The 24,996-nt window shown below is 74.2% G+C and carries 22 protein-coding genes; 10 read left to right on the forward strand and 12 right to left on the reverse strand.

Annotated elements, in window-relative coordinates; translation table 11 throughout:
• Positions 1–304: 304 nt before the first annotated feature.
• The 3 genes from ACFW6A_RS38070 to ACFW6A_RS38080 all read left to right on the forward strand — a co-directional run bounded on the left by ACFW6A_RS38070 (position 305) and on the right by ACFW6A_RS38080 (position 3,295).
• Entirely contained in the window at positions 305–1,561 is a 1,257-nt protein-coding gene (locus ACFW6A_RS38070) for an MFS transporter (protein WP_351855127.1), read from the forward strand.
• Positions 1,562–1,943: 382 nt separating this feature from the next.
• Positions 1,944–2,663, forward strand: a complete 720-nt coding sequence (locus ACFW6A_RS38075; protein ID WP_386646434.1) for a helix-turn-helix domain-containing protein — start codon at positions 1,944–1,946, stop codon at positions 2,661–2,663.
• A gap of 77 nt (positions 2,664–2,740) precedes the next feature.
• Positions 2,741–3,295 (forward strand): dihydrofolate reductase family protein, encoded by a 555-nt coding sequence (locus tag ACFW6A_RS38080; protein ID WP_351855123.1) that lies wholly within the window; start codon positions 2,741–2,743, stop codon positions 3,293–3,295.
• Between the two features lie 94 nt (positions 3,296–3,389).
• Here the strand turns inward: ACFW6A_RS38080 and ACFW6A_RS38085 are convergent, their stop codons facing one another.
• Positions 3,390–3,770, reverse strand: coding sequence for a hypothetical protein (locus ACFW6A_RS38085; protein ID WP_351855130.1), 381 nt, complete (start codon positions 3,768–3,770; stop codon positions 3,390–3,392).
• Between the two features lie 383 nt (positions 3,771–4,153).
• On the opposite strand from ACFW6A_RS38085, the gene ACFW6A_RS38090 reads away from it, so the two are divergent.
• Together ACFW6A_RS38090 and ACFW6A_RS38095 are read left to right on the forward strand one after the other, a co-directional pair.
• The gene (locus ACFW6A_RS38090; protein WP_386483706.1) at positions 4,154–4,837 is read left to right on the forward strand and encodes a class I SAM-dependent methyltransferase; all 684 of its coding nucleotides are present in this window, start codon (positions 4,154–4,156) and stop codon (positions 4,835–4,837) included.
• Between the two features lie 153 nt (positions 4,838–4,990).
• Entirely contained in the window at positions 4,991–5,197 is a 207-nt protein-coding gene (locus tag ACFW6A_RS38095; protein ID WP_386646437.1) for a hypothetical protein, read from the forward strand.
• On the opposite strand, the gene ACFW6A_RS38100 is transcribed toward ACFW6A_RS38095, so the two are convergent.
• Positions 5,166–6,182: a DMT family transporter gene (locus ACFW6A_RS38100; RefSeq protein ID WP_386646439.1), complete on the reverse strand. Its 1,017-nt coding sequence runs from the start codon at positions 6,180–6,182 to the stop codon at positions 5,166–5,168. The two genes, ACFW6A_RS38095 and ACFW6A_RS38100, sit on opposite strands and share 32 nt — an antisense overlap.
• Positions 6,183–6,221: 39 nt before the next feature.
• Between ACFW6A_RS38100 and ACFW6A_RS38105 the strand changes: the two genes are divergently transcribed.
• Both ACFW6A_RS38105 and ACFW6A_RS38110 read left to right on the forward strand, forming a co-directional pair.
• On the forward strand, positions 6,222–6,734 hold the full coding sequence (locus tag ACFW6A_RS38105; protein ID WP_386646442.1) for a MarR family winged helix-turn-helix transcriptional regulator: 513 nt from the start codon (positions 6,222–6,224) through the stop codon (positions 6,732–6,734).
• Between the two features lie 87 nt (positions 6,735–6,821).
• On the forward strand, positions 6,822–6,974 hold the full coding sequence (locus ACFW6A_RS38110) for a hypothetical protein (protein WP_351855111.1): 153 nt from the start codon (positions 6,822–6,824) through the stop codon (positions 6,972–6,974).
• A 78-nt stretch (positions 6,975–7,052) separates the two neighbouring features.
• Here ACFW6A_RS38110 and ACFW6A_RS38115 read toward each other — a convergent pair whose 3' ends face one another.
• Positions 7,053–8,417 carry a hypothetical protein gene (locus ACFW6A_RS38115; RefSeq protein ID WP_386646445.1) on the reverse strand — a complete coding sequence of 455 codons (1,365 nt, stop codon included), beginning with the start codon at positions 8,415–8,417 and terminating at the stop codon, positions 7,053–7,055.
• 366 nt (positions 8,418–8,783) lie between these two features.
• On the opposite strand from ACFW6A_RS38115, the gene ACFW6A_RS38120 reads away from it, so the two are divergent.
• Together ACFW6A_RS38120 and ACFW6A_RS38125 are read left to right on the forward strand one after the other, a co-directional pair.
• Positions 8,784–10,103 carry an MFS transporter gene (locus tag ACFW6A_RS38120; RefSeq protein ID WP_351855108.1) on the forward strand — a complete coding sequence of 440 codons (1,320 nt, stop codon included), beginning with the start codon at positions 8,784–8,786 and terminating at the stop codon, positions 10,101–10,103.
• Between the two features lie 145 nt (positions 10,104–10,248).
• The gene (locus ACFW6A_RS38125) at positions 10,249–11,946 is read left to right on the forward strand and encodes a PucR family transcriptional regulator (protein WP_386646448.1); all 1,698 of its coding nucleotides are present in this window, start codon (positions 10,249–10,251) and stop codon (positions 11,944–11,946) included.
• A 94-nt stretch (positions 11,947–12,040) separates the two neighbouring features.
• Here ACFW6A_RS38125 and ACFW6A_RS38130 read toward each other — a convergent pair whose 3' ends face one another.
• The 9 genes from ACFW6A_RS38130 to ACFW6A_RS38170 all read right to left on the reverse strand — a co-directional run bounded on the left by ACFW6A_RS38130 (position 12,041) and on the right by ACFW6A_RS38170 (position 23,829).
• A complete protein-coding gene (locus tag ACFW6A_RS38130; RefSeq protein ID WP_386646451.1) occupies positions 12,041–14,473 on the reverse strand; it encodes a SpoIIE family protein phosphatase in 2,433 nt (810 codons plus the stop codon).
• Between the two features lie 174 nt (positions 14,474–14,647).
• Complete coding sequence (locus tag ACFW6A_RS38135; protein ID WP_386646454.1) at positions 14,648–16,762, reverse strand: MMPL family transporter; 2,115 nt, start codon at positions 16,760–16,762, stop codon at positions 14,648–14,650.
• A 122-nt stretch (positions 16,763–16,884) separates the two neighbouring features.
• Positions 16,885–17,634 (reverse strand): SDR family NAD(P)-dependent oxidoreductase, encoded by a 750-nt coding sequence (locus ACFW6A_RS38140; RefSeq protein ID WP_386646457.1) that lies wholly within the window; start codon positions 17,632–17,634, stop codon positions 16,885–16,887.
• Positions 17,631–18,602 carry a fumarylacetoacetate hydrolase family protein gene (locus ACFW6A_RS38145; protein ID WP_386486728.1) on the reverse strand — a complete coding sequence of 324 codons (972 nt, stop codon included), beginning with the start codon at positions 18,600–18,602 and terminating at the stop codon, positions 17,631–17,633. The genes ACFW6A_RS38140 and ACFW6A_RS38145 overlap by 4 nt, the downstream gene beginning before the upstream one ends.
• Positions 18,603–18,707: 105 nt before the next feature.
• Positions 18,708–19,649, reverse strand: coding sequence for a VOC family protein (locus ACFW6A_RS38150; protein ID WP_386646460.1), 942 nt, complete (start codon positions 19,647–19,649; stop codon positions 18,708–18,710).
• Between the two features lie 10 nt (positions 19,650–19,659).
• A complete protein-coding gene (locus tag ACFW6A_RS38155; protein WP_386646475.1) occupies positions 19,660–20,664 on the reverse strand; it encodes an amidohydrolase family protein in 1,005 nt (334 codons plus the stop codon).
• A 26-nt stretch (positions 20,665–20,690) separates the two neighbouring features.
• A complete protein-coding gene (locus tag ACFW6A_RS38160; protein WP_386646463.1) occupies positions 20,691–21,824 on the reverse strand; it encodes an FAD-dependent oxidoreductase in 1,134 nt (377 codons plus the stop codon).
• A gap of 53 nt (positions 21,825–21,877) precedes the next feature.
• Positions 21,878–22,834: a cyclase family protein gene (locus tag ACFW6A_RS38165; protein WP_386646466.1), complete on the reverse strand. Its 957-nt coding sequence runs from the start codon at positions 22,832–22,834 to the stop codon at positions 21,878–21,880.
• Complete coding sequence (locus tag ACFW6A_RS38170; RefSeq protein WP_386646469.1) at positions 22,831–23,829, reverse strand: fumarylacetoacetate hydrolase family protein; 999 nt, start codon at positions 23,827–23,829, stop codon at positions 22,831–22,833. Before ACFW6A_RS38170 ends, ACFW6A_RS38165 begins: the two co-directional genes overlap by 4 nt.
• Before the next feature lie 127 nt (positions 23,830–23,956).
• Here ACFW6A_RS38170 and ACFW6A_RS38175 point away from each other — a divergent pair, with 127 nt between their 5' ends.
• A complete protein-coding gene (locus tag ACFW6A_RS38175) occupies positions 23,957–24,871 on the forward strand; it encodes a LysR family transcriptional regulator (protein WP_386646472.1) in 915 nt (304 codons plus the stop codon).
• Positions 24,872–24,996: the final 125 nt, after the last annotated feature.

A 24,996-nucleotide genomic window follows, 5' to 3' on the forward strand; every position in this document is an offset into this window, starting at 1 on the left:
CGTCCGGGTAGTTGCCTTTTTCCTCGTGTCGCGGGTCGAGGCTTTGGTGGCGGGGGGGGGACACCCGTTTGTGGCGCTGGCCCCACCCCCCGCCCCCCCCCCCGGGGGGGGGCGCCCCCCCCCCCCCCGCGTCCCGCTCGGGCACCGACCTCATCACAGCGTCTCCACTCCTGCGCGCACGGCGGCCGCCAGGGCCGCCCCTCACCGGAACCATCTTGCGCCATGAGGTCGGTTCCCGATAGAAACTCACCCGGAGCGAGTGAGTTCCCAAAAGAGACCGACTGAATCCAGGGGTGGGTGCCGCATGGGCGGAACACGAGCGATCCCGAAGCGGGACCGGCGCGACGACGAGCAGGAGGCCTCGCCGCCGGGCGTCTTCTGGCGCTACTGGGCCGCCGCCACCGTCAGCGGCGCGGGCACCGCCGTCACCGCGCTGGCCCTGCCGCTCGTCGCCCTCACCGTCCTCGACGCCACCGCCTTCGAGGTCGCCCTGCTCGCCGCCGCCGGACAGGTCTCCTGGCTGCTGCTCAGCCTCCCGGCGGGCGTCGTCGCCCAGCGCGTACCGCTGCGCCGGCTCCAGGTCACGCTCGACCTCGTACGGTTCGCGGCCCTCGGATCGCTGCCGCTCGCGTGGTGGCTCGGCACCCTCACCTACCCGCACCTGCTGCTCGCGGCGCTCGTCACGGGCGCGGCGACGGTGCTGTTCGACATAGGCAACTCGACCTTCCTGCCCGCCGTCGTCCCCGCCCGCGAACTGGCCGCCCGCAACAGCGTCATGTCCGGCACCCACGCCGTCACCGACACCGGAGGCCCCTCCCTCGGCGGCGTCCTGATCGGCGCCACCGGCCCGGTCGGCGCGCTCGTCGTGGACGCCGCCAGCTACCTGGCCTCCGCCGTACTGCTGCGCACCCTCCCCGAGAGCCGTCCCGCGCCGCGCACCGGCGAGAGCGCCCTGCGGCTGATGCGCGAGGGCTGGCGGTACGTCACCGGACACCCGGTCATGCGGCCCTGCATGATCTGGGCGACCGCCGCCAACTTCCTCAACGCGGCCCTCGTCGCCCTCACCCCCCTCTACCTGGTCCGCGAGGCCGGACTCGACGCCGTACAGCTCGGTCTCGTCCTCGCCATGGACGGGGTCGGCGCGCTCGCCGGCGCCGCCGTCGCGGTCCGGGTGACCACCCGCCTCGGCACCGCGCGGGGCATCATCGTGGCCGACCTGGCCGGCGGCGCGCTGCTGCTGCTCGCCCCGCTGACCACCTCGGCGGGGGACGCGTACTGGTTCGCCCTGGGCAACGCCGGCTTCGCCTTCGGCACCGTCATCGGCTCGATCGCCACCCGCACCTACCGCCAGACCCAGTCGCCCCCGGAGCTGCTGTCCCGCGTCATGGCCACGGTCCGCTTCGTCTCCTGGGGCGCGATGCCCCTCGGCGCGCTCACCGCCGGCCTCCTCGCCACCCACACCGGCGCCCACACCGCCCTCTGGGCCGTCTGCGGAGCCGCCTTCCTGCCCCCGCTCTACCTCCTCTCCACCCGGGTGGGCCGCCACCGCGACCTCGTCTGACGCCCGCCCCCGCGCCGGCGGGCGGCCCGGACCACCAGGGTCCTGCCGGCGGATCCGGTACGGGCCGAGAGCCGTCAGCGCGGCCGCCGCGTGGGTCCGGTGCGTCCCGTCGGCCCGAGGGCCGCCGGCCGACGCGGCCGGGAACCGCAGGCCCGCGGCGCGCTGCCCGTCCAGCTCGGCCAGTGCGAGGGCGCCCCCCGCCCGGTCGTCCGGCGGCACGGCGCCGTCCCGCGCGAACGCGACGAGCAGGCCCGCCCCGTCCTCCGCGCCGCGGAGCACACCGGGCGGGTGATACTTCCCGTGCCGCGCCCGGAGACCGACGCCGGGCCGCGGGGCCGGCGGTCCCGCGCAGATCGTGCGGCCGTGCGGGGGAGGGGCTCGGGTGGGTCTGGCGATCGAGAGCCGGGATTCGGAGCTGCCGTTCGTCGAGCGGGTGTGGCGCAGCCGGAGCGACGACGTCGGCCGGATGATGTCGGTCGCGACGCCGCACTGGGAGCTGGTGTTCTGGGAGCACCGTGGCGAGGTGCGGGCGGCGGTGCTGGGGCCGGAGGCGAAGGCGTCCGTGGCCCCCGTCCCGGAGGACGCCGAGTTCTTCGGGATCAGCTTCGCGCTGGGGACCTCGATGCCCCACATCCCGGTCAGCGGCCTGGTGGGCAGCAACGCGCCGATCCCCGACGTGACGCGGCGTTCGGTGTGGCTGAAGGGCTCGGCCTGGCACGTGCCCGACTACGACAACGCCGAGGCGTTCGTGCGCCGGATGGTGCGGGAGGGCATCGTGGACGCGGACCCGATGGTCCCCGCGGTGCTCGACGGAACCGCTCCGGACGTCTCCGAACGGACCGTGCAACGGCGCTTCGTCGCGGCGACCGGCCTGACCCGGGGCGCCGTCCGGCAGATCGACCGTGCGCGCCGGGCGGCCGTGATGATCCAGGAGGGCACGGCGGCCCAGGAGGTCGTCCACCTGCTGGGGTACTTCGACCAGCCGCACCTGGCACGGTCCCTGAAACGGTACGTGGGACGGACCGCGACCCGGCTCGCCGCGCCGGACCCGGAGGAACCGCTGTCGCTTCTGTACAAGCCCCGGCCCCGGACACCCGCCTAGTGTTCCCCTGTGGCCGGGAGGCCGGTCCGCCCCGACCGGGGCGGCCGAAGGGCCCCCGGAATCGTCGTGGAGGAATCATGCGCAAGGTCGTCTCGGGTCTGTTCGTCTCGCTCGACGGTGTCGTCCAGTCGCCGAACGAGTGGCAGTTCGCCTTCGACGAGGAGATGGGCGCGGCACTGGCGGGAACGCTGGAGACGGCCGACACGATCCTGCTGGGCGGTGTGACGTTCGGCGAATGGGCCGGTTACTGGCCGACGGTGACCAGCGGCGAGGACGCCGGCTTCGCGAAGTGGATCAACGAGTCGCCCAAGTACGTCGTCTCCTCCACGCTGGACACCGTCGAGGACTGGGAGAACAGCACGCTGGTCAAGGGCGACCTCGCGGCGGCGGTCGAGGAGCTCAAGGCCGGCGAGGGCAAGAACATCACCGTCGCGGGCAGCCCGACGCTGGTGCGCTCGCTGCTGGAGCTGGACCTGCTGGACGAGCTCGTCCTGCTGATCCACCCGGTGGTGGCCGGCGAGGGCCGCAAGAAGCTGTTCGCCGACGACGCCCCGATGAAGAAGCTCGAACTGGTCGGCGCCCGGCCGACCAGCAGCGGCGTGATCATCGCGACCTACCGCCCGGTGCGCTGAACCCGGGAGGGGCCGGGGCACCGACCGCCCGACGGCCCCGCGCCCCTTCGGGCCGCCTGCGGAGACGGCTCCGCAGGCGGCGCCGGACGAACCGTCAGCTGCCGGGCCGTCCCGCCTTGTGGACCCGCAGCGCCCAGAGCACGAGCGGTGCCTGGAGCGGGAGCCGGGCCAGTGCCGCCGCACGGAGCGGGGCCGGCCGGTGGCGCCAGTCGTACGCCATCTTCACGTTGGCGGGGAACACGGCGGTGAACAGCCCGGCCGCCGCCAGCGCGCCGGCCCGCCGCGTGCGCGGCGCGGCGATGGCCGCGCCGACGGCGATCTCCGCGACGCCGCTCACGTGGGTCCACGTCCGGGGCGACCCGGGCAGGCTCCGGGGCACGATGGCGTCGAACTGCCGTGGAACGGCGAAGTGGGCGATGCCGGCACCGATCAGCAGACCGCTGAGCAGCCGGGCGGAAGTCGTGGAAGCAGGCATGTCCCATCCCTCGTCGAAGACGTCGCCGTGCGGAGGCACGCTCAAGTTACCTGACAGTAGGGCCTGGGGGCGGCCGAGGGAACGCGTTCCTCCTCACACGGTCCGACGCCCCCCCCGGGCCCCGCCGAGTGCGCCCTGCTCGACGCCGTCGCGCCCGTCGCGCCCGGCAGGCCCGTCCGCCCGGCGGGCCCGATAGGCCCGGCGGGCCCGGTAGGCCCGGTAGGCCCGGTAGGCCCGGTAGGCCCGGTAGGCCCGGCAGGCCCGGCCGGACCGGCAAGGCCCGTTCGGCGTCACCGCCCGGGTGCTCGTACGAAGGGTCCGCGCTTTTGCCGTTTCGGCAACAGGACTGGCCCGGGGAGGAGGCGCTGGGCGACGGTGGGGCCATGGCCGACGACATCGCAGCAGAAGCCCTTTCCACCGACAGCGTCCCCTTCGCCGACGGCTACGTCGGCGACCCCGCCGTGCGTGACGAGTGGGACAGTCGCTACTCCGAGCGCCGGCAGCTCTGGAGCGGACAGCCCAACGGCGCGCTCGTCGCGGAGGTCGCCGACCTTCCGCCCGGGCGCGTGCTCGACGTCGGCTGCGGGGAGGGCGCGGACGCCATCTGGCTCGCCCGCTCCGGCTGGGACGTCACCGCACTGGAGGTCTCGGGCGTGGCGCTGGCCCGGGCCGCCGCCCACGCCCGGGACGCCGGCGTCGAGGTGCGCTGGGTGCACGCCGGTCTGGCCGAGGCGGCGCTCCCGCCCGCCTCCTTCGACCTGGTCTCCGCGCAGTACCCGGCACTGCTCCGCACCCCGGGGTCGACGGCCGAGCGCGCCCTGCTCGACGCCGTCGCGCCCGGTGGGACCCTGCTGCTCGTCCACCACGCGGGCATGGACGAGCGCCACCCCGACCAGGAGGGCGGCTTCGACCCCGCCGACTACGTCTGGCCCTCGATGGTCGCCGCGCTCCTCGGTGACGACTGGCGGGTCGAAGTGGACGAGGAGCGGCCCCGGGTGGTGCCCGAGGGCGGCGCGGGCGCCCACCACGCCGACGACGTGGTGCTGCGCGCCCGCCGCCTCCGCTGACGCCCCGGACCGGCCCCCCGGGACCGCCCGTCCGGCTCCCGGGGCGTGACCACCGCGCCTCTGCCGCACCTGTCGCGGACCGGTGCCCGCACCCGCGGGAACCGGCCACCCGCCCGGCCCGGCCGCTTCGTCACGCGGTGCGGTGCGTTCGCGATGGCGACCGTCACCCCGCCCGGCATCCCCGTCCTCATGCCCGGCGAATCCACCGGAACCCCGGACGGCCCGCTCCTGCGCTGCCTGCGTGCCCTGGAGGCGTTCGACCGGGAGTTCCCCGGCTTCCACGGCGAGGCCCACGGAGTGACGCTCGACCCCGAATCCGGCGACCACCTCATCGAGTGCGTCCGGCGGACCCCCTCCTGACCTCCGTCCGCCCGCACGGACGGACCGGTTCGGCGGCGGTGACGACGGCAGCAGTGGCGGCAGGCTCCTGGCCGCTGCCGCTGCCGCTTTCGCCGCCGCGCTTCGCGCGAACGGGTCTGCCGAGGACCACTCCCGTCAGAACCAGCGCCAGCCCGCCCAGTTGCTGCACGGTCAGCACCTCGGCGGCCACGACCGTGCCCAGCAGGACGCCGGTGACGGGGTTGAGCAGTCCGATCAGGCCCACGGTCCCCGCGGGCAGGTGCCGCAGCCCGGCGAACCAGACGGTGAAGGCCAGCGCGGTGGCGACCACGGAGACGTAGGCGAACGCGAGGAGCGCGGGCGGGGAGAGCGCGGGGGGAGGTCCCTCCACGACGGCCGCCACGGGAAGCAGCAGCAGGCCGCCGGCGGTGAGCTGCCAGGCGGTCGAGGCGACCACGTCGGTGCCGGTACCGGCACCGCTGCCGGTACCGACGTCGGCGTCGGTGCTCCAGCGTTTGGTCAGGACGTGGCCGAAGGCCGAGACGAGCATGGCGGCGGCCGACGCGAGGACGCCCCGCACGTTCACCCCTTCCGTGCCGGTGAGCAGCATCAGGCACACTCCGGCGAGGCCGATTCCGGCACCGGCCAGGTGGGCGGCCCGGGGCCGTTCGGAGACCAGGGGCCAGGCGAGGAGCATCATCGCCAGCGGGGACACCGCCATGACGGTCGAGGCCAGGCTCGTGGGCAGGGTCTGGGAGGCGACGTAGACGAGGACGAAGAACACGCTCACGTTGAGCAGGCCCAGGACGGCGGAACGCCACCACCACGCGCCGCGCGGCAGCCGCCTGCACAGGGCCATCAGGACGAGGCCGGCGGGCAGGGCGCGCCACGCCGCTCCGTACAGCGGGTGGCCGGTGGGCAGGAACTCGTGGGTGACGAAGTAGTTGGTCCCCCAGGCCACCGGCGCGAGGGCGGTCAGCGCCGTCCACCGTATATTAGCTTCCATGGAAGCCAATATACCTTCCCGGGAAGATATGATGGGGGCATGGACGACGCACGGAAACCTCTGGACCACGTGGCCCGCATTCAGGCCGACTGGCGCCAGCAGCGGCCCGACGTCGACGTCTCCCCGCAGGGGGTGATCGGCCGGCTGCACCGCCTGGCCGGCGGACTCACCGAGGAACTCTGCCGCGTCTACGCCCACTACGGCCTCAGCGAAGGGGAGTTCGACGTCCTGTGCGCCCTGCGGCGCGCCGGCGAACCCTACGAGCGGGCACCCGGCGAGCTCGCCGAGCACACCATGGTCACCACCGGCGCGATGACGAAACGGATCGACCGCCTGGAACGGGCCGGCCTCGTCACCCGCCGCCGGGCGGACGGCGACCAGCGCGGTCGCATCGTCGCCCTCACCGAGCCGGGCCGTGACCTCGTCGACCGGGCGTTCACCGACCACATGCGCAACGAACGCCGCCTCCTGGACCTCCTGGCCCCCGCCGAGGCGGAGGCCCTCGAATCGCTGCTCACCACCTGGCTCCGCCGCCTGGAAGGCGGCACGTGAGAGCGGAGGGTCCAGTGGCCCCGTTACGCTGACGGTGCGCCGACCGTCCGGTCGGCGCGGGGACGTTGCCGACGGGGGCGGGATTCCGTGGACCTACAGGAAGCCGTGCGGCGGAGCCGGCGGGCGGAACGCCTCGGGTGGTCGGCCATCGCCGTGGTGGCGGGCCTCGGGCTGCTGGCCGTTCTCGCCGGGCTCGTGGCCGTCGCGCTGTTCGTCGTCGGGGCGGTCAGCGTGAACTGAGGCCGCCGGGACCGCGCCACCCGGGGCGACGACCTCGCGCAACGGCTCGGCGCCCCGCGACGTCCCCGGCGAACGCGGTCAGCCGGAGCGGTACCCCCACCGGGCGGCGCCGTCCTTGCCCATGAAGCAGGCCGCCGGGCGCCCGTCCGCGGTCGTGGCGGTCGCGCCCACGGGGGAGCAGAACCGGCCGAAACCGACGCCGGAACCCGTGCCGGTGCCTCCGCTCGTGCCGCCCGTGGTGTCCGAGCCCCCGGAGGAGCCGTCGTCCCCCGACCTGTCGTGGCCGCCTCCCGACCCGCCGCCGTCCGAGGTGGACCCGGGAGACGGCCGCGTGTGCGGCTGGGGCTTCGAAGTCGGCTGCGCACCCGGCGCGGACCCGGGCTTCGACCGCGGCTTGGGCTTGGGCTGCGGCTTCGGGGACGGGCTCGGGCCGGGCGCGATGCAGGAGGTGCCCGGACCGATGAGCCACAGGTCGACCCGCGTGGTGACGGGCGCATCGATGCCCGCCTCCGGCTGCTGCCGGCAGACCTCCCAGTCCGCCAGGGACCGGCGCCGGTCGTCCAGGTGCTGTCCGGTGTGCGCGTGGAAGCGCGTGACGCGGTCGAGGCCGAGCGCGGCGAGCGCCCGCGATGCGGCGTCGGACCGCCGCCCGACGAGGTCCGGCATCACCACGCGCCGGGTCCCGTCCAGTTGCGAGGGGCAGGGTTCCGCCTCCGGAACCGCGTAGAGCGTCAGCGTCCCGCCGGACGGGCGGGCCGGCTCGCCGGGGGCGGGGTTCTGGAAGCAGACCCGCCAGCCGGCGTGGGAGGCCGGCGGAGTCCGGTACGCGGACGACGCGTCGGCGGCCGTCACCCGCCACGATCCGCCCCGCGCCGTCGCCGTGGCCGTGACGAGGGAGGCCCCGCGGAAGTCGGGCACCGCCGTGGCGCGTTCCGTCCCGCCCCCTGCCACGGCGTCGGGCTGCCCGGGTCCGCTCAGTCCGGCGACCAGTGCCGCCGCGGCCACCACGGCCACCGACACCGGATGCCGCCGTATCCACGTGGAGGTCCGCCTCCCGCCGGAGGGGCGCAGGGGCGAGTCCGGAGGCAGCAGTTCTCCCGCCGCTTCCAGGAGTTCCCCCTTCGGGTCGAGCTTCGAGCCGTGCAGCTTGTGCGGCTTCCCGTCCACCAGGACCTCGACGGAGTCGAACAGGCCGTGCGCGCGCCGCAGGACCTGCGGCGGCCCGGCCACGCGGACCGCCTTCGGCGCCAGGAGGTTCCGCAGGAGGACGAGTCCCTTCCGGGTGAGGACGGCGTAGCCCCAGCCGTCGTGGTAGACGGACCGGACGACCTCGCCCGCCCCGAGCTCCCGCAGTAGAACCTTCTTGTGGTCGTCGGAGAGGGAGATGCTCTCGCCCGACGCGACCGCGGCGGTACGCGGATCGTCGGCCAGCGGATCGGACACGAACTTCCCCGTGCTCGGAGGTACGACGGACGGCCCGGGGAGGGCCCGCACGGCGGCCCCGGACGTACGGGATGCTAGCCCCTGCCCGTCAAAGCCCCTGGTCCGGGCCCCTTTTCCGGGTACGGAGGGGCAAGGGGGACGTGTACCGCGCGGCGAGGACGTACGCGAAGCGCGCCGGGGCAGGGGCCGGACGCGGCACCCGGCCGGGGGCGTGGGGCGCGTTGTCCGGGCGGACAGTGCTCCCGGCCCAACCCTGTCCGGGCGGACAGTCCGCGAGGGCACGCCGGAGCCGTAGGTTCACCTCCTGTTCGCGTTCCGCGACGACCACCCCCCTGGCACCCCCGCCCAGAGTCACCGGAGCATGCCATGAGCCCCACCACGCCACCCGCCACCGCCCCGGCCGCGCAGACGGCCGAGCCCGGCGGCATGCGGAGGATCGCCACCGCCAGCTTCATCGGCACCGCGATCGAGTTCTACGACTACTACATCTACGGCACGGCCGCGGCGCTCGTCCTGAACGAGGCGTTCTTCCCCGAACTGTCGAAGACCGCCGGAACGCTCGCGACCCTCTCCACCTTCGCCATCGGCTTCGCCGCCCGCCCGCTGGGCGCGGCGGTCTTCGGACACTACGGCGACCGGGTGGGGCGCAAGGCCGTCCTCGTCGTCTCGCTCCTGATGATGGGTCTGTCCACCGGCCTCATCGGCCTGTTGCCCGGGTACGCGACCCTCGGCGTCTGGGCACCGGTCCTGCTCGTCCTGCTGCGGATCGTCCAGGGCCTCGGCCTCGGCGGCGAGTGGGGCGGCGCGGCCCTGATGGCGGTCGAGCACGCCCCGAAGGGGAAGCGCGGCCTGTACGCGGCGGCCCCGCAGATGGGCTCGCCCGTCGGCTACTTCGCCGCCACGCTCACCTTCCTCGCCATGTCCTCGCTGCTCGACGAGGCCTCCTTCGAGAGCTGGGGCTGGCGCATCCCCTTCCTGCTCTCCTTCGGCCTGGTCGCCGTCGGCCTGGTGATCCGCCTGAAGGTCGCCGAGACCCCGGCCTTCGCCAAGGTCACCGAGCAGCACGAGACGGCCAAGGCCCCGCTCGTCGAGGCGTTCCGCAGGCACCCGAAGGAGATGCTGCTCGGCGCCGGCATGATCACCGTGGTGTACGTGATGTTCTACACCGCCGCCACGTACTGCATGACGTACACCACCACGACCCTCGGCATCCCCAAGAACGACATGCTGGCCCTCACCCTGGTCGCCGTCGCGGTCCTGGGCCTCTCCACCTTCGTCGTCGCCCGCTGGTCCGACCGGATGGGCCGCCGCAAACTGATCATCGCCGGTGCCGCCTTCGGCGTGGTGTGGGGCGCGGTCCTCTTCCCCCTGCTCGACACCGAGAACTACGTCCTCGTCGCGATCGCGCTGAGCGGCGCCCTGCTCTGCATGGGCATCATCTACGGCCCCGCCGGCGCCTACATGCCCGAACTGTTCGGCACCCGCATGCGGTACTCCGGCGCCGGCTTCTCCTACAACCTCGGCGGCGTCCTCGGCGGGGCCGCCGCCCCGCTGATCGTCACCGCCCTGGCCGAGAGCTACAGCCCGGCGGTCGGCGGCTGGTTCCTCAGCGGCATGGCCCTGCTCTCGCTGCTCTGCGTCCTCGCCCTGCCGGAGACCAAGGACCGGGACCTCGACCTCGTCTGAGACCCGCCCGCACAGCGCCGACCGCCCGGCCGCAGCCCCGCCCCGGGAGAGCCGCACCGGCCCGCCGGCGGGGACGCCGCACCCCGCCTCCGGGCCGGAAGCCTCCTCACAGGGAACCCACAGACGACCCCCCTAACCTGGAGCGATGGACGACACCCCCGGCGCCCCCGCGCACGACGGCCGCGCACGGCTGGGACCGCTCCTCGCGGCGCTCACCGTCCCCGTCACCGTGGCGGTCCTCGGGACGGAGGCCACGGAGACCGCGGTCACCGAGGTGATCGTGACCGGGCCGGGGGAGGACCTCGACGCCGTGCCCGGCGCGCTCGTGCTCGCGGCCGGCGCGCGCGGCGCGGCCGCGGTCCGCGCCGTCACCGAGGCCGGCCGGGCCGGCGCGGCGGCCGTCGTCCTCAAGGCGGACCCCGCCGGCCTCCCCGCACCCGTCCTTGCCGCCGCCCGCGAAGCCGCGGTTCCCGTGCTCACCGTGACGCAGGACGAGCGGTGGTACCGCCTCGCCGAGGACGTACGGGCCGCCCTGTCCCGGGCGTCCCGGAGCGCGACGGCCCCGGGGACGACGGGCGACCTGTTCTCCCTGGCGCAGACACTGGCGACGATCACCCGCGGTGTGGTCAGCGTCGAGGACGCCGCCGGTCACGTCCTCGCCTACTCCCGCTCGCAGGACGAGGCCGACGAACTCCGCCGGCTGACCGTCCTGGGGCGCGCCTGCCCGGAGCCGTACCTGAAACGCCTCCGGGAACAGGGCGTGTTCCAGCGGCTGCGCTCCGGCGAGGAGGTCGTCGAGGTCCCGGAGCAGCCCGACCTCGGCTACCGGCGGCGGCTCGTCACCGGGATCGCCGCGGGACACCGCCCGCTGGGCACCATCTGGCTCCAGGAAGGGGCGCGCCCCCTCGCGCCGAACGCTCCCGAGGCCCTTCGGGGCGCCGCCCGCCTCGCGGCGCCCCAGCTCGTCGACCACTACCACCAGGGCGATCCGTCCGCGCGGGTGGCCTCCCGTGCCGAACTCGCCCACGGCCTGCTGACCGGCAGGTTCGACGCGGGCGCCCTCGCCGGCCACCTCGGCCTCGACCCCTCGCAGGGGGCCACCGTCGTCGCCGTCGACCTGCGCGACCCCGAGCGCTCCGACGCCCCGGCCGCGGACCTGCGGCGCGGCGAGGCCGCCGGCATCGTCTCCGTCCACGCGGCCGCGTTCCGCCGCGACGCCCTGGTCACCCAGGCCTGCGGCCAGATCTACGTGATGCTCCCGGCGAGGAACGGCGACGCGGACGACCCCGCCGTCCACCGCTGGGCCGGCGAACTCGTCACCGTCCTGCGCCGGCAGTCCGGCACGCCCGTCCAGGCCGCCCTCGCCGGCACCGCGCGGCGCCTGGACGCCGTCCCCGAGGTCAAGGCGCGCGGCCACCAGGCCCTGCGGCTCATGGCGCGCACCCCGGAGCGCGCCGTCGCCACCCACACGGAGCTGCAGGCCTCCCTGGTCCTGTGCGACGTCCTGCGGCTGCTCGACGAGCACCCCGGCACCCGGCACGCCGGCCTGGCGGCGCTCGTCGCCCACGACGCGGAAGCCGGTTCCGACCTGGCCCGCTCCCTCCTCGCCTATCTCGACGGGTTCGGCGACGTGGCACGGACCGCCGAGACGCTCACCATCCACCCGAACACCCTGCGGTACCGGGTCCGCAAGGCGGTCTCGATCAGCGGGATCGACCTCGGCGACCCCGACCAGCGACTCGTGGCGATGCTCCAGCTCCGCCTGGCCGTGCACGGCCGGCAGGGCCCGGCGGCGCCCTTCCCCGTACCCCCGGCGACGCCCGGCCCGACCGTACCGGCGTAGCCGCCCGGCGCAGGAGGAGCCCCGGTCGGGCCCGGACCTTCGCGACCGGAGGCCGTACGGGCCCTTCCGGGCCGGGGACCCGTCGTGCCCGCGGCTATCGGGGAATGGTCTGCTCCGTCCAGATGGTCTTGCCGGAATCGCTGTAGCGGCTGCCCCAGCGCGCCGTGACCTGAGCGACCAGGAACAGGCCGCGGCCGCCCTCGTCGGTGCTGACGGCCCTGCGCAGCCGGGGGTGGCTGTTGCTCGTGTCGGTGACCTCGCACACCAGCACCCGGTCGCGGATCAGGCGCAGGCCGACGCGTCCTCCGGCGTAGCGCATCGCGTTGGTGACCAGTTCGCTGACCACGAGTTCGGTCGTGAAGGCCAGGTCGTCCAGACCCCAGAGGGCGAGCTGTTCGCCGACCAGCCGTCGCGCCTGGGCGACCGCCTCCAGGTCCTGGGGGAACTCCCACTCGGCCACGTCGGCGGGGGCGACGGCCCGCGTCCTGGCCAGGAGGACGGTGGTGTCGTCGGCGTGCCGGCGCGTGGGGGAGGCCGAGGAGAGGAGCTCCATGCCCGCCTCCTCCAGCGACCGTCCCGGTCGGCACGCGGAGCGCAGGAGACCGGTCACGTCCGTGCCGGAAGCCCCGCCGGAACCCGTGCCCGCGAGGCCGTCCGCGGCGCCGTCCGCGCCGTCGACGGTGAGGAGCCCGTCGCTGTACAGGGCGATCACACTGCCGGGTTCGAGCGCGACCTCGACCACCTCGAAGGGCATTCCGCCGACCCCGAGGAACGGTCCCGGCGGGACGTCCACCAGACTCACGCCGCCGTCCGGGGCGATCACGGCCGGCGGGGGATGGCCCGCGCTGGCGAACCGGCACACCCGCGACACCGGGTCGTAGACCGCGTAGAGGCAGGAGGCGCCGACGACGTCGGGGTGCTCCGCCTCGGCGGCCATCCGCTGGACCAGGTCGTCCAGCCGGGTCAGCAGTTCGTCGGGGGGCAGGTCGAGTTCGGCGAGGGTGTGGATCGCCGTCCTGAGCCGCGCCATGGTCGTCGTCGCGGGCAGACCGTGGCCGATGACGTCGCCGACCACCAGGGCGGTGCGCAACGACGACAGGGCCAGCGCGTCGAACCAGTCCCCGCCCACACCGGTGTCCCCGACGGCCGCCCGGAAGAAGCCGGCCGAGTCCACGGAGGCGGTGCTGCCCGAGACCGGCGGCCGCAGACTGCTGCGCAGCGCCGCCGCCGTGCGGCGCTCGTGGGCGTAGCGCCGGGCGTTGTCGATGGCGAGGGCCGCGAAGTTCACGATCTCCTTCATCAGCTTCGCGTCCTGGCCGTCGAAGGGGTACGGCCGCCGGGTGCGGAAGACCTGGACGTATCCCAGGACGTGCCCGCCCGCCACCAGCGCGGCGCCCATGGACGCGTGCGCGCCCGCGGGCACCAGCCGGTCCGTCCCGGGGCCGTCGCCGAGGAACTCCCGGTAGTCGCGGGGGCCGTTGCCGACCAGCACGTCGCCCCGTTCGAGGTGACGGAAGCCGGGCCGGTCGGGGAACCGGGGCAGGAGTTCGCCCACGGCCACCTGGTCGTCGGGCCACGGGCCGTGCGCGTGCTTCGCGGCGGCCCGCCGGAAGTCGGCGTTCAGGCCCTCCACCCGGCGGGGCGGCTCGGCGCCCGAGCCGAGCCCGTCGGAGAACTCGACCGCCGCGAGGTCTCCCAGGGCGGGCACGAGGAAGTCCACCAGGTCCTCGGCGATACGTTCCGCCACCAGGCTCCGGCCGATCCCCCGCGACGCCCGGTAGACGAGGTCCAGCCGGTCCGCCGCGCGGAAGCGCTCGGTGACGTCGACGAGCGAGGAGAACACGCCGTCGATCCGCCCCCACAGGTCGCGCACCGGGGCGGCGGTCAGCGAGTACACGCGCCCCCGGTCGTCCGGCCGCGCCCCCCGCAGGAGACCCGACTCGTCCACCACGGACGCCCCGGTCTCCATGGCCGCGCGCAGCACGTCGCTCGCGAGGCCCGCCACGCCCAGCCTCGGCATCCCGCACAGCAGGTCCCCGTCGGCGCTCAGCCGCCCGGAGCGCGCGACCTCCGGGCTGCTGCGCCGTACCCCCAGTGCGCTGTCGTGGAGGGTGATCTGCCACTCCTCCTGGCGCAGAGCGGCCGAACCGATGGCCAGGCCGTCCCGCCAGTCCACCAGGGTGTCCATCGGCAGGCCGAGGACGAGGAGCCCGTCTCCCGCCGCGCCGGAGCCGAGCGGCAGGAGCCGCACCCACACGTCCACGGTGCCGCCGTCCCGCGTGCGCAGGCTCAGCACCCGGCCGCCCGGCGCGCCCCCGTGGGGTTCGGGCCGGCCGAAGGTCCGGCGGACGGCGACGAGGTCCCGTGCCCGGCGGCCCAGCGGCGCCGGTTCCGGACCGCCGTGACCGAGCAGGCGAGCCGCGCCGGGGGTCCACGAGACCAGGGTGCCGCCGCCGTCCACGACCGCGGCGACGATCCCGTCCAAAGGCGTCGGCGGGCTGGGCTCGGCCGAACGGGAATCCTTCATGAGACCTCCGGAGCGCATCTCTGGATATTCGCCCCATTCTGCATTTTCCGCCCGCCCGCCCCGGTGGAGGGACATGCAGGTCCCGGCCGGAATCGGCCGGAACCGGAACGCGAAACCGGCGGTGCGGAGCGCTGGGCGCCCGTACCGCCGGCCTGCCGGCGAGGAGCCGGGGCGTCACCGGGGCGAGCGGGTGCCGTCCCGGTCGCGGGTGTCCTGCGGGGCGGCCTCGTGCGCGAGCCTGCCGGGCCACCAGACCTTCGGGCCGATGTCGCGCACCAGGGCGGGCACCAGGAGCGACCGCACCACGATCGTGTCGAGGAGCACGCCGAAGGCGACGATGAAGGCGATCTGCGCCAGGAAGGCGAGGGGGATGACGAGGAGGGCCGCGAAGGTCGCCGCGAGGACCACTCCCGCCGACGTGATCACACCGCCGGTGGCGATGAGCCCGCGCAGCATGCCCTGCCGGGTGCCCAGCCGCAGGGTCTCCTCGCGGACGCGGGACATGAGGAAGATGTTGTAGTCGACTCCGAGGGCCACCAGGAAGACGAAGCCGTACAGGGGCACGGAGGCGTCCGTCCCGGAGAAGCCGAAGCCGTGCTCGAAGACCAGTCCCGCGATGCCGAGCGTCGCCAGGTAGTTCAGGCCGACGGTGGCGACCAGGAGGACGGGCAGGAGCAGGGAGCGGAGGAGGACGATCAGGATGACGAGGATGATGGCCAGGACGACGGGGACGATCAGGTTCTTGTCGTGCTCCGCGGTGCGCTGCGTGTCGTACTGCTGTGCCGTGTAGCCGCCCACCAGGGCGTCCGCGTCGGCGGCGTGCACCCGCTCGCGCAGGGCCCGGACGGTCCGCTTGGCCGCGTCGCTGTCGGGGGCGTCGGCCAGGGTGGCGTCGATGCGGACCCTGCCGTCGACGACCAGGGGCTCTCCGCCGGGGGTGCCGGTGGTCACCCGCGCGTCGGCCACGCCGGGGGTCGCGGCCGCCGCTTCCCATACGGCGGTGTGGTGCGCGGCCTCGGCGATGATGACGGCGGGCTGGCCGGAGCCGCCGGGGAAGTGCCGGCCGAGCGTCTGCTGGGCGGCGACGGACGGGGCGTCGTTGACGAACAGTTCGTCCAGGGGGACGCCCTTCGACTGCAGGGCGGGGAAGAACGCCGCGCCGGCCAGCAGGAAGGCGGTGGTGACGATCCACAGCCGGCGGGGGCGGGCGTCGACGGCGTGGGCGACGCGCCGCCAGAGGCCGTGCCCGCCCGTCTCGGCGTCGGCCGACTTCGGCTTGGCCGGCCAGAACGCGGTCCTGCCCGTCAGCGCGAGGACGGCGGGCAGGAAGGTGAGGGTCGTCAGGACGGCGCAGACGACGCCGATCGCGCCGACCGGTCCGAGGGCCCGGTTGTTGGTCAGATCGCTGAGGAGGAGGGCCAGCAGGCCGAGGGCGACGGTCGCGGCGCTGGCGGTGATGGGCTCGAAGGACCCCCGGGTGGCGGCCCGGGCGGCGGCGAAGCGGTCGCGGCCGGCGGCGATCTCCTCGCGGAAGCGGGCGGTGAGGAGGAGCGCGTAGTCGGTGGCCGCGCCGATCACCAGGATGGACAGGATGCCCTGGACCTGGCCGTCGACCCGGACGACGTCGTGGTCGGCGAGGACGTACACGACCGCGCAGGCGATCCCGAGCGCGAAGACGGCGCTGATGATGATCAGGAAGGGGAGCAGGACGCTGCGGTAGACGAGCAGCAGGATGAGCAGGACGGCGGCCAGCGCCACGCCGAGCAGGATCCCGTCGATTCCCCCGAAGGCCTCTTTCAGGTCGCCCTGGGTCGCCGCGGGCCCCGCGAGCTGGGCCCGTGCGTCCGGCACTTCGGCCGCCGCGCGCTCGATGCCGTCCAGCACCTCGCCGAGCCGTTCCCCGAGGTCCGGCGAGAGGGGCACGACGCCCTGCAGGGCCTTTCCGTCCTCGGAGCGGAAGGCGGGCGAGGGCGCCCCCTCGACGCCCTCGGCGCCCGCCAGCGACCTCAGGGCGGCGGTGGCCGCCTGCTGCTGCGCCTCCGTCACGTCGGCGCCTTCGGGCGAGGTCCAGACGACGACGGTGGGAAGGGTCTCCTGCTGGTCGAAGGCCTTCTGCCGCGCGATCACCCGGGTGGACTCGGCGTTCTGGGGCAGGAAGGCCGCCTGGTCGTTCGTGGAGACCTCGCCGAGCTTGCCGGCGTAGGAGCCGAAGGCTCCTCCGAGGCCGAGCCAGACGATCACGAGGACGAGGGGGACCAGTCGGCGGACTGGTCGGCGCGCGCTGTTCATCGACTCCCTAACGAGGGGCGGGACGGTAAAGGTATCTCAAAGAGAATGTATCTCAATCATTGAGTTACTCGTGCCCGCCCCTGCGCGCGTCTCCGCCCCCGCCCCCTGCCCCTCCGGCCGCCTTACCGCGCCGCCCCGCCGAGGAGCGCGTCGGAGACCGACTTCACCCCGCCGTGCGAGGTCAGGCCGCCGTCGACGGGGATCTCCGCGCCGGTGACGAACGACGACTCGTCGGAGAGCAGGAAGACCACCAGCGGGGTCACCTCGTCGACCGTGCCCACACGGCCGAGGGGGGTCTCCCGGATGTTGGCCTCCCGGAAGGCCGGGGCGGCGGAGGCCGTCATCTCCGTCTCGATGAAACCGGGGTGAATGACGTTCACCCGGATTCCCCGCGGGCCGAGTTCCAGGGCGGCGGTCCTCGACAGGCCGCGCAACGCCCACTTGCTCGTCGTGTACGCCACCGGGTAGTGGGCGGTCAGCGCGGCCGACGAGCCGACGTTCACGACGGACGAGCCGGGCGGCATCAGCGGCGCCAGGTGCTGGATGCCCAGGAGCGGACCGTTCACGTGGACGGCGTGGACGCGGTCCATGTCCCGGGCGGTGACCTCGTCCAGCCGGGCACGCCAGGTCACGCCGGCGTTGTTGACCAGCCCGTGCACCGCCCCGTGGGTGGTGCGGAGGTACGCGGCCAGAGCGGCCCAGTCGCCGGCCAGGGTGACGTCGAGCCGGCGCACGCCCTCCCCGCCGTTCACGTCCGTCGCGACGACCGTCGCTCCTTCGCGCTCCAGGGCCGCCGCCTCGGCGGCCCCCTGCCCGCGGGCCGCGCCCGTGACGACGACGACGACCTTTCCCGCCAGACGGCCGCCATTCACGGCCGCTCCCGGTCACGGCGCCGGCCCTTGGGCAGCGCGACGGGTTCGGCGCCCGGGACCACGCGGGTGGTGAGGGAACCGACGGCCTCCACGGTGAGGGTGACGGTGTCGCCGGGCCTGAGCGGCGGCGGGACCTGCTCGCCGCTGCGGCCCCAGAGCTCGGCGAGGCAGCCACCGTTGCCGCAGGTGCCGGAGCCCAGGACGTCGCCGGCGACGATCCGGGTGCCCCGCGAGGCGTAGGCGGCCATCTCCTCGAACGTCCAGCTCATGTGGGACAGCAGGTCGCTGCCGACCTGCTCGCCGTTGACCTCGGCCGTCAGGGCCAGCCGCAGGAAGCCGTCGCCGTCGCGGTGGGGCTCCAGCTCGTCGGCGGTCACCAGGTAGGGGCCGAGGGTGGTGGCGGTGTCCTTGCCCTTGCACGGGCCGAGTCCGACCTTCATCTCGGCGGACTGCAGGTCCCGCGCCGACCAGTCGTTGAGGACCGTGTAGCCGACGATGTGTTCCCGCGCCTGCTCCGGGGTGAGGTCGCGGCCCTCGCGGCCGATGACCGCGGCCACCTCCAGCTCGAAGTCGAGCACGGACGAACCGGGCGGCATCGGCACGTCGTCGTGGGGGCCGTAGACCGCGTGCGGGTTGGTGAAGTAGTAGGTGGGGGCCTCGTACCACTGCTCGGGCACCCCGGACTCGCCGCTGACGGAGCGGCGCACGCCCTCGACGTGCTCCTCGAAGGTGACGAAGTCACGGATCGAGGAGGGTTGGAGCGGAGGGAGGAGCCTGACCTCGGAGACGTGCGGCCCGGGCGGCACGTCCAGGGCCGCGGCTCCGGCGGCGAGCAGGCCGGGCAGGCCGTCGGCGTCACGGATCAGGTCGGTCAGCGAGGCGACTCCGGGCAGCGGGAACAGCGTGCCGTCGTCCTCGACGACGGCGACGCGGTTCCGGTGCCGGTGGGCGAAAGCGGCGAAGCGCATGGTGCGGCTCCCAGACGGAGAACGGGGGACACGGGGCCGGGAACGCGGCGGTGGCGGCCAGGGCGGGACGGGAACCGCCGCGTTCCCGGGGATCGGGCTGCCGGACTAGACCGGCGGGGCGAGGAAGCAGCCGCGGTCGGGGTCGTTGAACGACTCCTTCGCGACGAGCTCGTTCATCGCGTTGGCGGTGCCCCACTGGTCGGTGACCTCGGGCTGCGAGAAGTCGTAGACGTGGGGGTGCCAGGTGTCCTCGTCGAGGTTCTCCAGCTCGGTGGTGTACTCGACGGTGTTGCCGTGCGGGTCGAGGAAGTAGGTGAAGGTGTTGTCCCCGGCCATGTGCCGGCCCGGCCCCCAGATCTTCGTGTGGCCGGCCCGCAGGACCCGGCCCGTGCCGCGCATGTACTCGTCGATGCCGCGCATCTCGAAGGAGACGTGGTGCAGGGAGGTGTGCGGGCCCTTCGCCAGCGCCATGGAGTGGTGCTGGGTGCTGATCCGCATGAAGTGCATGACGTCGCCCATGCGGGGCGAGCTGAGCGTGTCGGACAGCCGGAAGCCGAGGTGCCGCTCGTACCAGGCGCGGGTGCGGTCCAGGTCGGGGGAGTTGAGCACGACGTGGGAGAGCTTGACCGGGATGGCCTCCTTCTCCTCGATCCTGCGGTGCTTGCGGACGGCGACGTCGGCGGAGACCTCGATGGTGCGGCCGTCGATGTCGAAGAAGCGGAAGCCGTAACCGCCGCCGGGGGTGTCGACCGTCCCGGGCTGCGAGATCAGCTGGACGCCTCCGGCGAGGAGCCGCTCGGCGAGGGTGTCCACGTCGGCCGGCGTCGCGGCGCCGTACGAGACGAGGTCGAGGCGCTTCTCGTCGGCCTTGCGCAGCCGGACGACGTACTGCTCGGGGCTGCCCTCGGCGGCGAGGAAGGAGATGCCGGAGTCCTCGGCGACCTCGGTCAGGCCCCACACGCCGGCGTAGAAGTCGAGCTGCTTGTCGTAGTCGGGCACGGCGAGGTCGACGTGCCGCAGGTGGGTGAGCAGGCGGTTGTTTGTCACGGGTGTCTCCTCAGGCGGGGGAGAGGGCGAGCAGGGCGGCGGCGTTGCCGCCGCGGACGGCGTGGAAGTCGGCCTCGGACAGGTCCGCCGTACGCAGGGCGCCGACGGGGTCGTCGGACCCCATGTCGAAGGGGAAGTCCGAACCGAGCAGCACCCGGTCGGCGCCGGCCGCCTCGACCAGGGCCCGCAGAACACGCGGGTCGTGGACGAGCGAGTCGAAGTACAGACGCCGCAGGTAACTGCTGGGCAGCTCGGCGCAGCCGGCCGACGCGTCGGTCCGGGCACGCCAGGCGTGGTCGCTTCGCCCGATGTGGGTGGGGAGGTAGCCGCCTCCGTGGGCGGCGACGATCTTCAGTCCGGGGTGCCGGTCGAGGACGCCGGAGAAGATCAGGTGCGAGAGGGCGACGGCGTTCTCGGTGGGCTGTCCCACGGTGTTGGACAGGTACCAGCGGTCGAGGCGCTCGTCGAGCGTGCAGCCGAAGGGGTGCAGGAACAGGATCGCGCCGGTCTCCTCGGCCCGGGTCCACAGCGGCTCGTAGGCCGGATCGGACAGCTCCCGGCCGGGGGCGTGGCTGGAGATCTCCACTCCGGCGAGCCCCTGAGCCAGGGCGTGGTCCAGGGCGGCGACGGTCTGTGCCGGGTGCTGGAGCGGGACCAGCCCCAGCCCCTTCAGCCTGCCGGGCGCCGCCGCGCAGTGCGCGGCGGTCGCCTCGTTGGCCAGCCGGCAGACCTTCTCGGCCGTGTCCGCGTCCGCCCAGTAGTGGTAGTGCGACGGTGACGGGCTCACGAGCTGTACGTCGACGCCCTGGGCGTCCATCCGGGCGAGCCGGACGGCGGGATCGGTCAGGGCCGGGATCCGGTCGCGGACCATGGGGCCGCTGACGGCGAGCGCGTCGGGCCCGTTGCGCCGGGCGTCGAGCGCCCTGGCCTCGGCGTGCCCGGGCAGGCCCGCGACGAGCGCGTCGACCTCGGGCAGCAGGACGTGGGCGTGGACGTCCACGGTGGGCGCGGTCACGGTGGGCGCGGTGCCGGTGGGCGCGGTCACGGCAGCTCCCTGAGCATGGTCATGGTGCGGGCCATCAGACCGGGCACGTCGGCGTCGCGGACGCCGTCGAGCTGCCACTGACCGATCTGCACGGACGCCTCCACGACCGGGCGGACGCGCGCGATCCGGCGTTCGTAGTAGGCCCGGAGCAGCTCGTCGTCCCACGCGTCGGCCCCGGCGAGCACCTGTACGAGGACCCAGGCGTCCTCCAGGGACAGCGCCGCGCCCTGCGCCATCGTGGGCGGGCAGCAGTGTGCGGCGTCCCCGGCGAGCACGACCCGCCCGCGGTGCCAGGCTCCTTCGACGAGCAGCCGGTCGAACCACGTGTAGTTGACCTGCGCCGGGTCGGTGATCGTCGCGGTGATCTCCGGCCACGCCCCGCCGTAGGCCGAGGCGAGGCGGACCATCTCCTCGGCGTAGGACCCGGGCGGTATGGAAGAGCGGTCGCGGTTCTTCTCGACGACGTACGCGTACAGCGTGGTGTCGCTGGTGGGGCAGTAGCCGGCGATGAACGCCGGGCCGCCGTAGGCGAGATCGGTGCGCTGGACCCCGGCGGGCCGGGGAGCGGCCACCCGCCAGATCGCCATGCCGGTCGGCTCGGGTTCGTCGGCGATCCCGATCTGCGCCCGGGTGGCCGAGCCGAGGCCGTCGGCGGCGATCACCAGGTCGTAGCGGTGCTCGCCGCCGTCGCCGAGCCGGACGGTGACGCCGCTCGCGTCCTGGTCCACGATCGTGGCGGTCGTACCCAGCCGGACGGTCGCGCCGCTCGCCCGTACGGCATCGATCAGGATCCGCTGGAGCCGGGGGCGCTGCATGCCGACGGCGGCGGGCAGGTCGTCGCCGCCCGTGCGCAGGTCGCGCTGGACATGCAGGACGGTGCCGTCGGGGGCGGTGATGCCGACCGATCCGAAGGGGAAGCCGGACGCCTTCACCTCCTCCCAGACGCCGAGTTCGCGCAGGACGCGCAGGGCGTTGCCCTGGAGGGTGATGCCGGAGCCGGCGGTGGCGTTCCAGTCGTCCTTCGCCTCGACGAGGTCGATGTCGATCCCGGCGCGGCGCAGCAGGATCGTGGCGGCGTTGCCGGCCGCTCCGCCGCCGACGACCAGGACTCTGCGGGGTGTACTGCTCATGGGGAACTCCCTTGTTCCTCGGGCTTGTTCCTCAGGCTGGGTGAGCCCTGGGGTTACTTGACGGCGACGGGGTTGACGGGGGACCCGACGGCGCCGGTGATGGGCAGGGGTGCGGCGGTGAGCCAGAACGTGTACGCGCCGTCGGCCGCGCAGTCCTCGGCCAGCGCCTCCAGGTCCCACATCTCGCCGATCAGCAGCCCGATGTGCGGGATGACCACCTGATGGAGGGGCTGGAAGGCGTGGTCGAACTCGTTGGGCCGCACCTCGAAGCCCCAGGTGTCGGTGGCGATCGCGGCGATCTCGGTGCGGTGCAGCCAGGACGCGGTGGTGAACGACAGGCCGGGGGCGGCGCCGCCGACGTAGTCGCCCCACCCGTCCCGGCGGACCCGGGCGAGCTGCCCGGTGCGCACGAGGACGATGTCGCCGCGCCCGACCGTGACCCCGTGCGCCTCGGCGGCGGCCGCCAGGTGCTCCTCGGTGATCGCGAAGCCGTCCGGCAGCTCGCCGTCCTCGCCGACGACGCGGCCGACATCGAGGAGCACGCCGCGTCCGGCGACATGGGGGGCCAGGTGCTCGATGCCGGTGACCAGGTCGCCGTCGGAGGTGACGACCCGCTCCGCCGGCCGGCCGTTCCACGCCTTGCCGTGGTCGAAGATGTGGCCGAGCCCGTCCCACTGGGTGGAGCACTGCAGCGGCATCGCGATCACGTCGTCGGCGCCGCCGATGCCGTGGGGGAAGCCCTGGTTGCCCAGGGCCGCGTCCGTGCCCGTGTCCAGCATCGTGTGGACGGGGTTGGTCCGGCGCCGCCAGCCCTTCTGCGGGCCGTTCATGTCGAAGCGCTGCGACAGCGAGAAGCTGACACCGCGCCGCACGAGCGCGGCGCCTTCGCGGCGCTTGGCCTCGTCCAGGAAGTTCACGGTCCCCAGCCGGTCGTCCTCGCCCCAGCGGCCCCAGTTGGAGCACTCCTTCGCGGCCTTCGCGATCGCGCCCTCGGGGTCGGTGCGGTTCACGACTCCTCCGCGAGGCACCGCGTGCGCTGCGTGCCCAGGCCGGTGATGGAGGCGTCCATGACGTCGCCGTCGCGCAGCAGCCGGCCCCAGTGCATGCCGTTGCCCGCTGGGGAGCCGGTGAGCACGAGGTCGCCGGGCAGGAGCCGTGCGCTCCGGGAGGCGTAGGACACCATCCGGGCGACGTCGAAGATCATGTCCTTGGTGGACTCGTCCTGCATGACCTCGCCGTTGAGCTTCAGGGTCAGCCGCAGGCCACGGGTGTCGCCGACGGACTCGGCCGGCACGATCCACGGGCCGAGCGGGGTGAAGCCGGGCGCGTTCTTGCTGCGCAGCCAGTCGGTGCCGATCTGCGGCATGTCCCTGCGGAAGACCGTCGCCCGGTCGGTCAGGTCGTTGGCGATCGTGTACCCCGCGACGTACTCCAGCGCTTCCTCGACGGAGACCCGGTGCGCGGGCCGGCCGATCACCGCGGCGAGCTCCAGCTCCCAGTCCGGCTTCTCCGCCCACGCCGGAAGCGTGACGTCGTCGTACGGGCCGGTGATCGCGCTCGGCAGGCCGATGAACACGTACGGCAGGTCCTCGGCGGCCCGCCGGTCCATGATCTCGGCCGCTTCGGCGCGCCGCTCCTCATCGGGACGCTCGTCGCCCGGGGCCCGGTGCGCGACGTGCAGGTCGATGACGTGCTGCCGGTAGTTGGCGCCCGACTGGAAGACCTGCCGCGGCTCGACCGGCGCGAGGACGCGGAAGTCCGCCAGCGGGCGCCGGACGGCCCCGGGATCGGCGGCGAGGGCGCGCAGCCGGGGCAGTACGGCCGGCCACCGCTCCAGCAGGTCCCGCATCGTCAGAGCGGGCTCGGCCAGGGCCGTTCGCAGGTCGAGGACCCGCTCCTGGCCGTCGACGAGGGCGGGGAAGGCGGGGCCGTCACCGGCCGCGAGAGTGCCGAGGGCGAAAGGCCCGGCGAAGGGAGCAGAAACGGATCGAGGTTTCACCGACATGTCCTCCTGATGGCGTGGGCACTAATCTGGACCCGGCCCACACGATCAGGGAAATAGATTCTGTGGATCACTGCCATCGACGGGACGAATGCGTCGTGCCGTGCCCTTCCGGAAGGGAACCCGCCCCGTGAACCTGGCCCGCCTCGACCTCAACCTCGTGGTCGCGCTCCGAGCCCTCCTCGAAGAGCGCAACGTCACCAAGGCGGGTCTGCGGGTGGGCCTGAGCCAGCCTGCGATGAGCGCCGCGCTGGCCCGGCTGCGCAAGCACTTCGACGACGAGCTGCTCTCCCGGGTGGGGAGCCAGTACGAGCTCACCGCCCTCGGGCAGGTCCTCCTGGACCGCACCGCCACCGCCTACGACGTGCTGGAACGCCTCTTCACCAGCCAGGCCGACTTCGACCCGGCCACCGAGACCCGCGAGTTCCGCATCGTCTCCTCCGACTACGCCGTCGACGTCTTCGGGGTCGAACTCGCCCGCGTCGTCCACGAGGAGGCCCCCGGGATCCGCCTGCGGTTCACCCGCACCCCCCTCGGCGTCGTCGACGACACCACGAGCCTGCTCAGCGCCGCCGACGGCCTGCTGATGCCCCACGGCGTCATCAGCGGCTTCCCCGCCACCGACCTCTACGACGACCGCTGGGTCTTCGTCGTCGCCGACGACCACCCCGAGGTCGAGGACCGCCTCACCCGCCAGGACCTCACCCGCCTGCCCTGGGTCACCTACCAGCGCACCTACGACGCCCCCGCCGTGCGCCAGCTCGGCCTCCTCGGCATCGAACCGCGCGTCGAGGTCTCCGTCGACAGCTTCCACACGCTGCCCGCCCTCGTCGCCGGCACCCGCCGCATCGCCCTCGTCCAGGCCCGCCTCGCCCACCGGCTCGCCCCCCTCGGCGGGGTGCGCGTCCTCGAACCGCCCTACGAAGCCGTGCCGCTGCGCGAGGCCCTGTGGTGGCACCCCGTCCAGACCCACGACGCGGCCCACATCTGGCTCCGGGAGACCGCGGCGAGGGTCGGCCGCCGCATCGCCGAGACCGGGCCCTGACGTCCCCCTCCCCGCGTGCCGCTCGCTCACCGCCGGATCCCGCTCCGGCCCGAGTGACCGGACCGTCCGCTTCGGCTGCGTGCGCGGCGTGGCCTCCGGCCGTTCCCGGAACGGCCGGAGGCCAC

The organism is Streptomyces sp. NPDC058758 (genome assembly GCF_042746075.1).
Classification (GTDB): Bacteria; Actinomycetota; Actinomycetes; order Streptomycetales; family Streptomycetaceae; genus Streptomyces.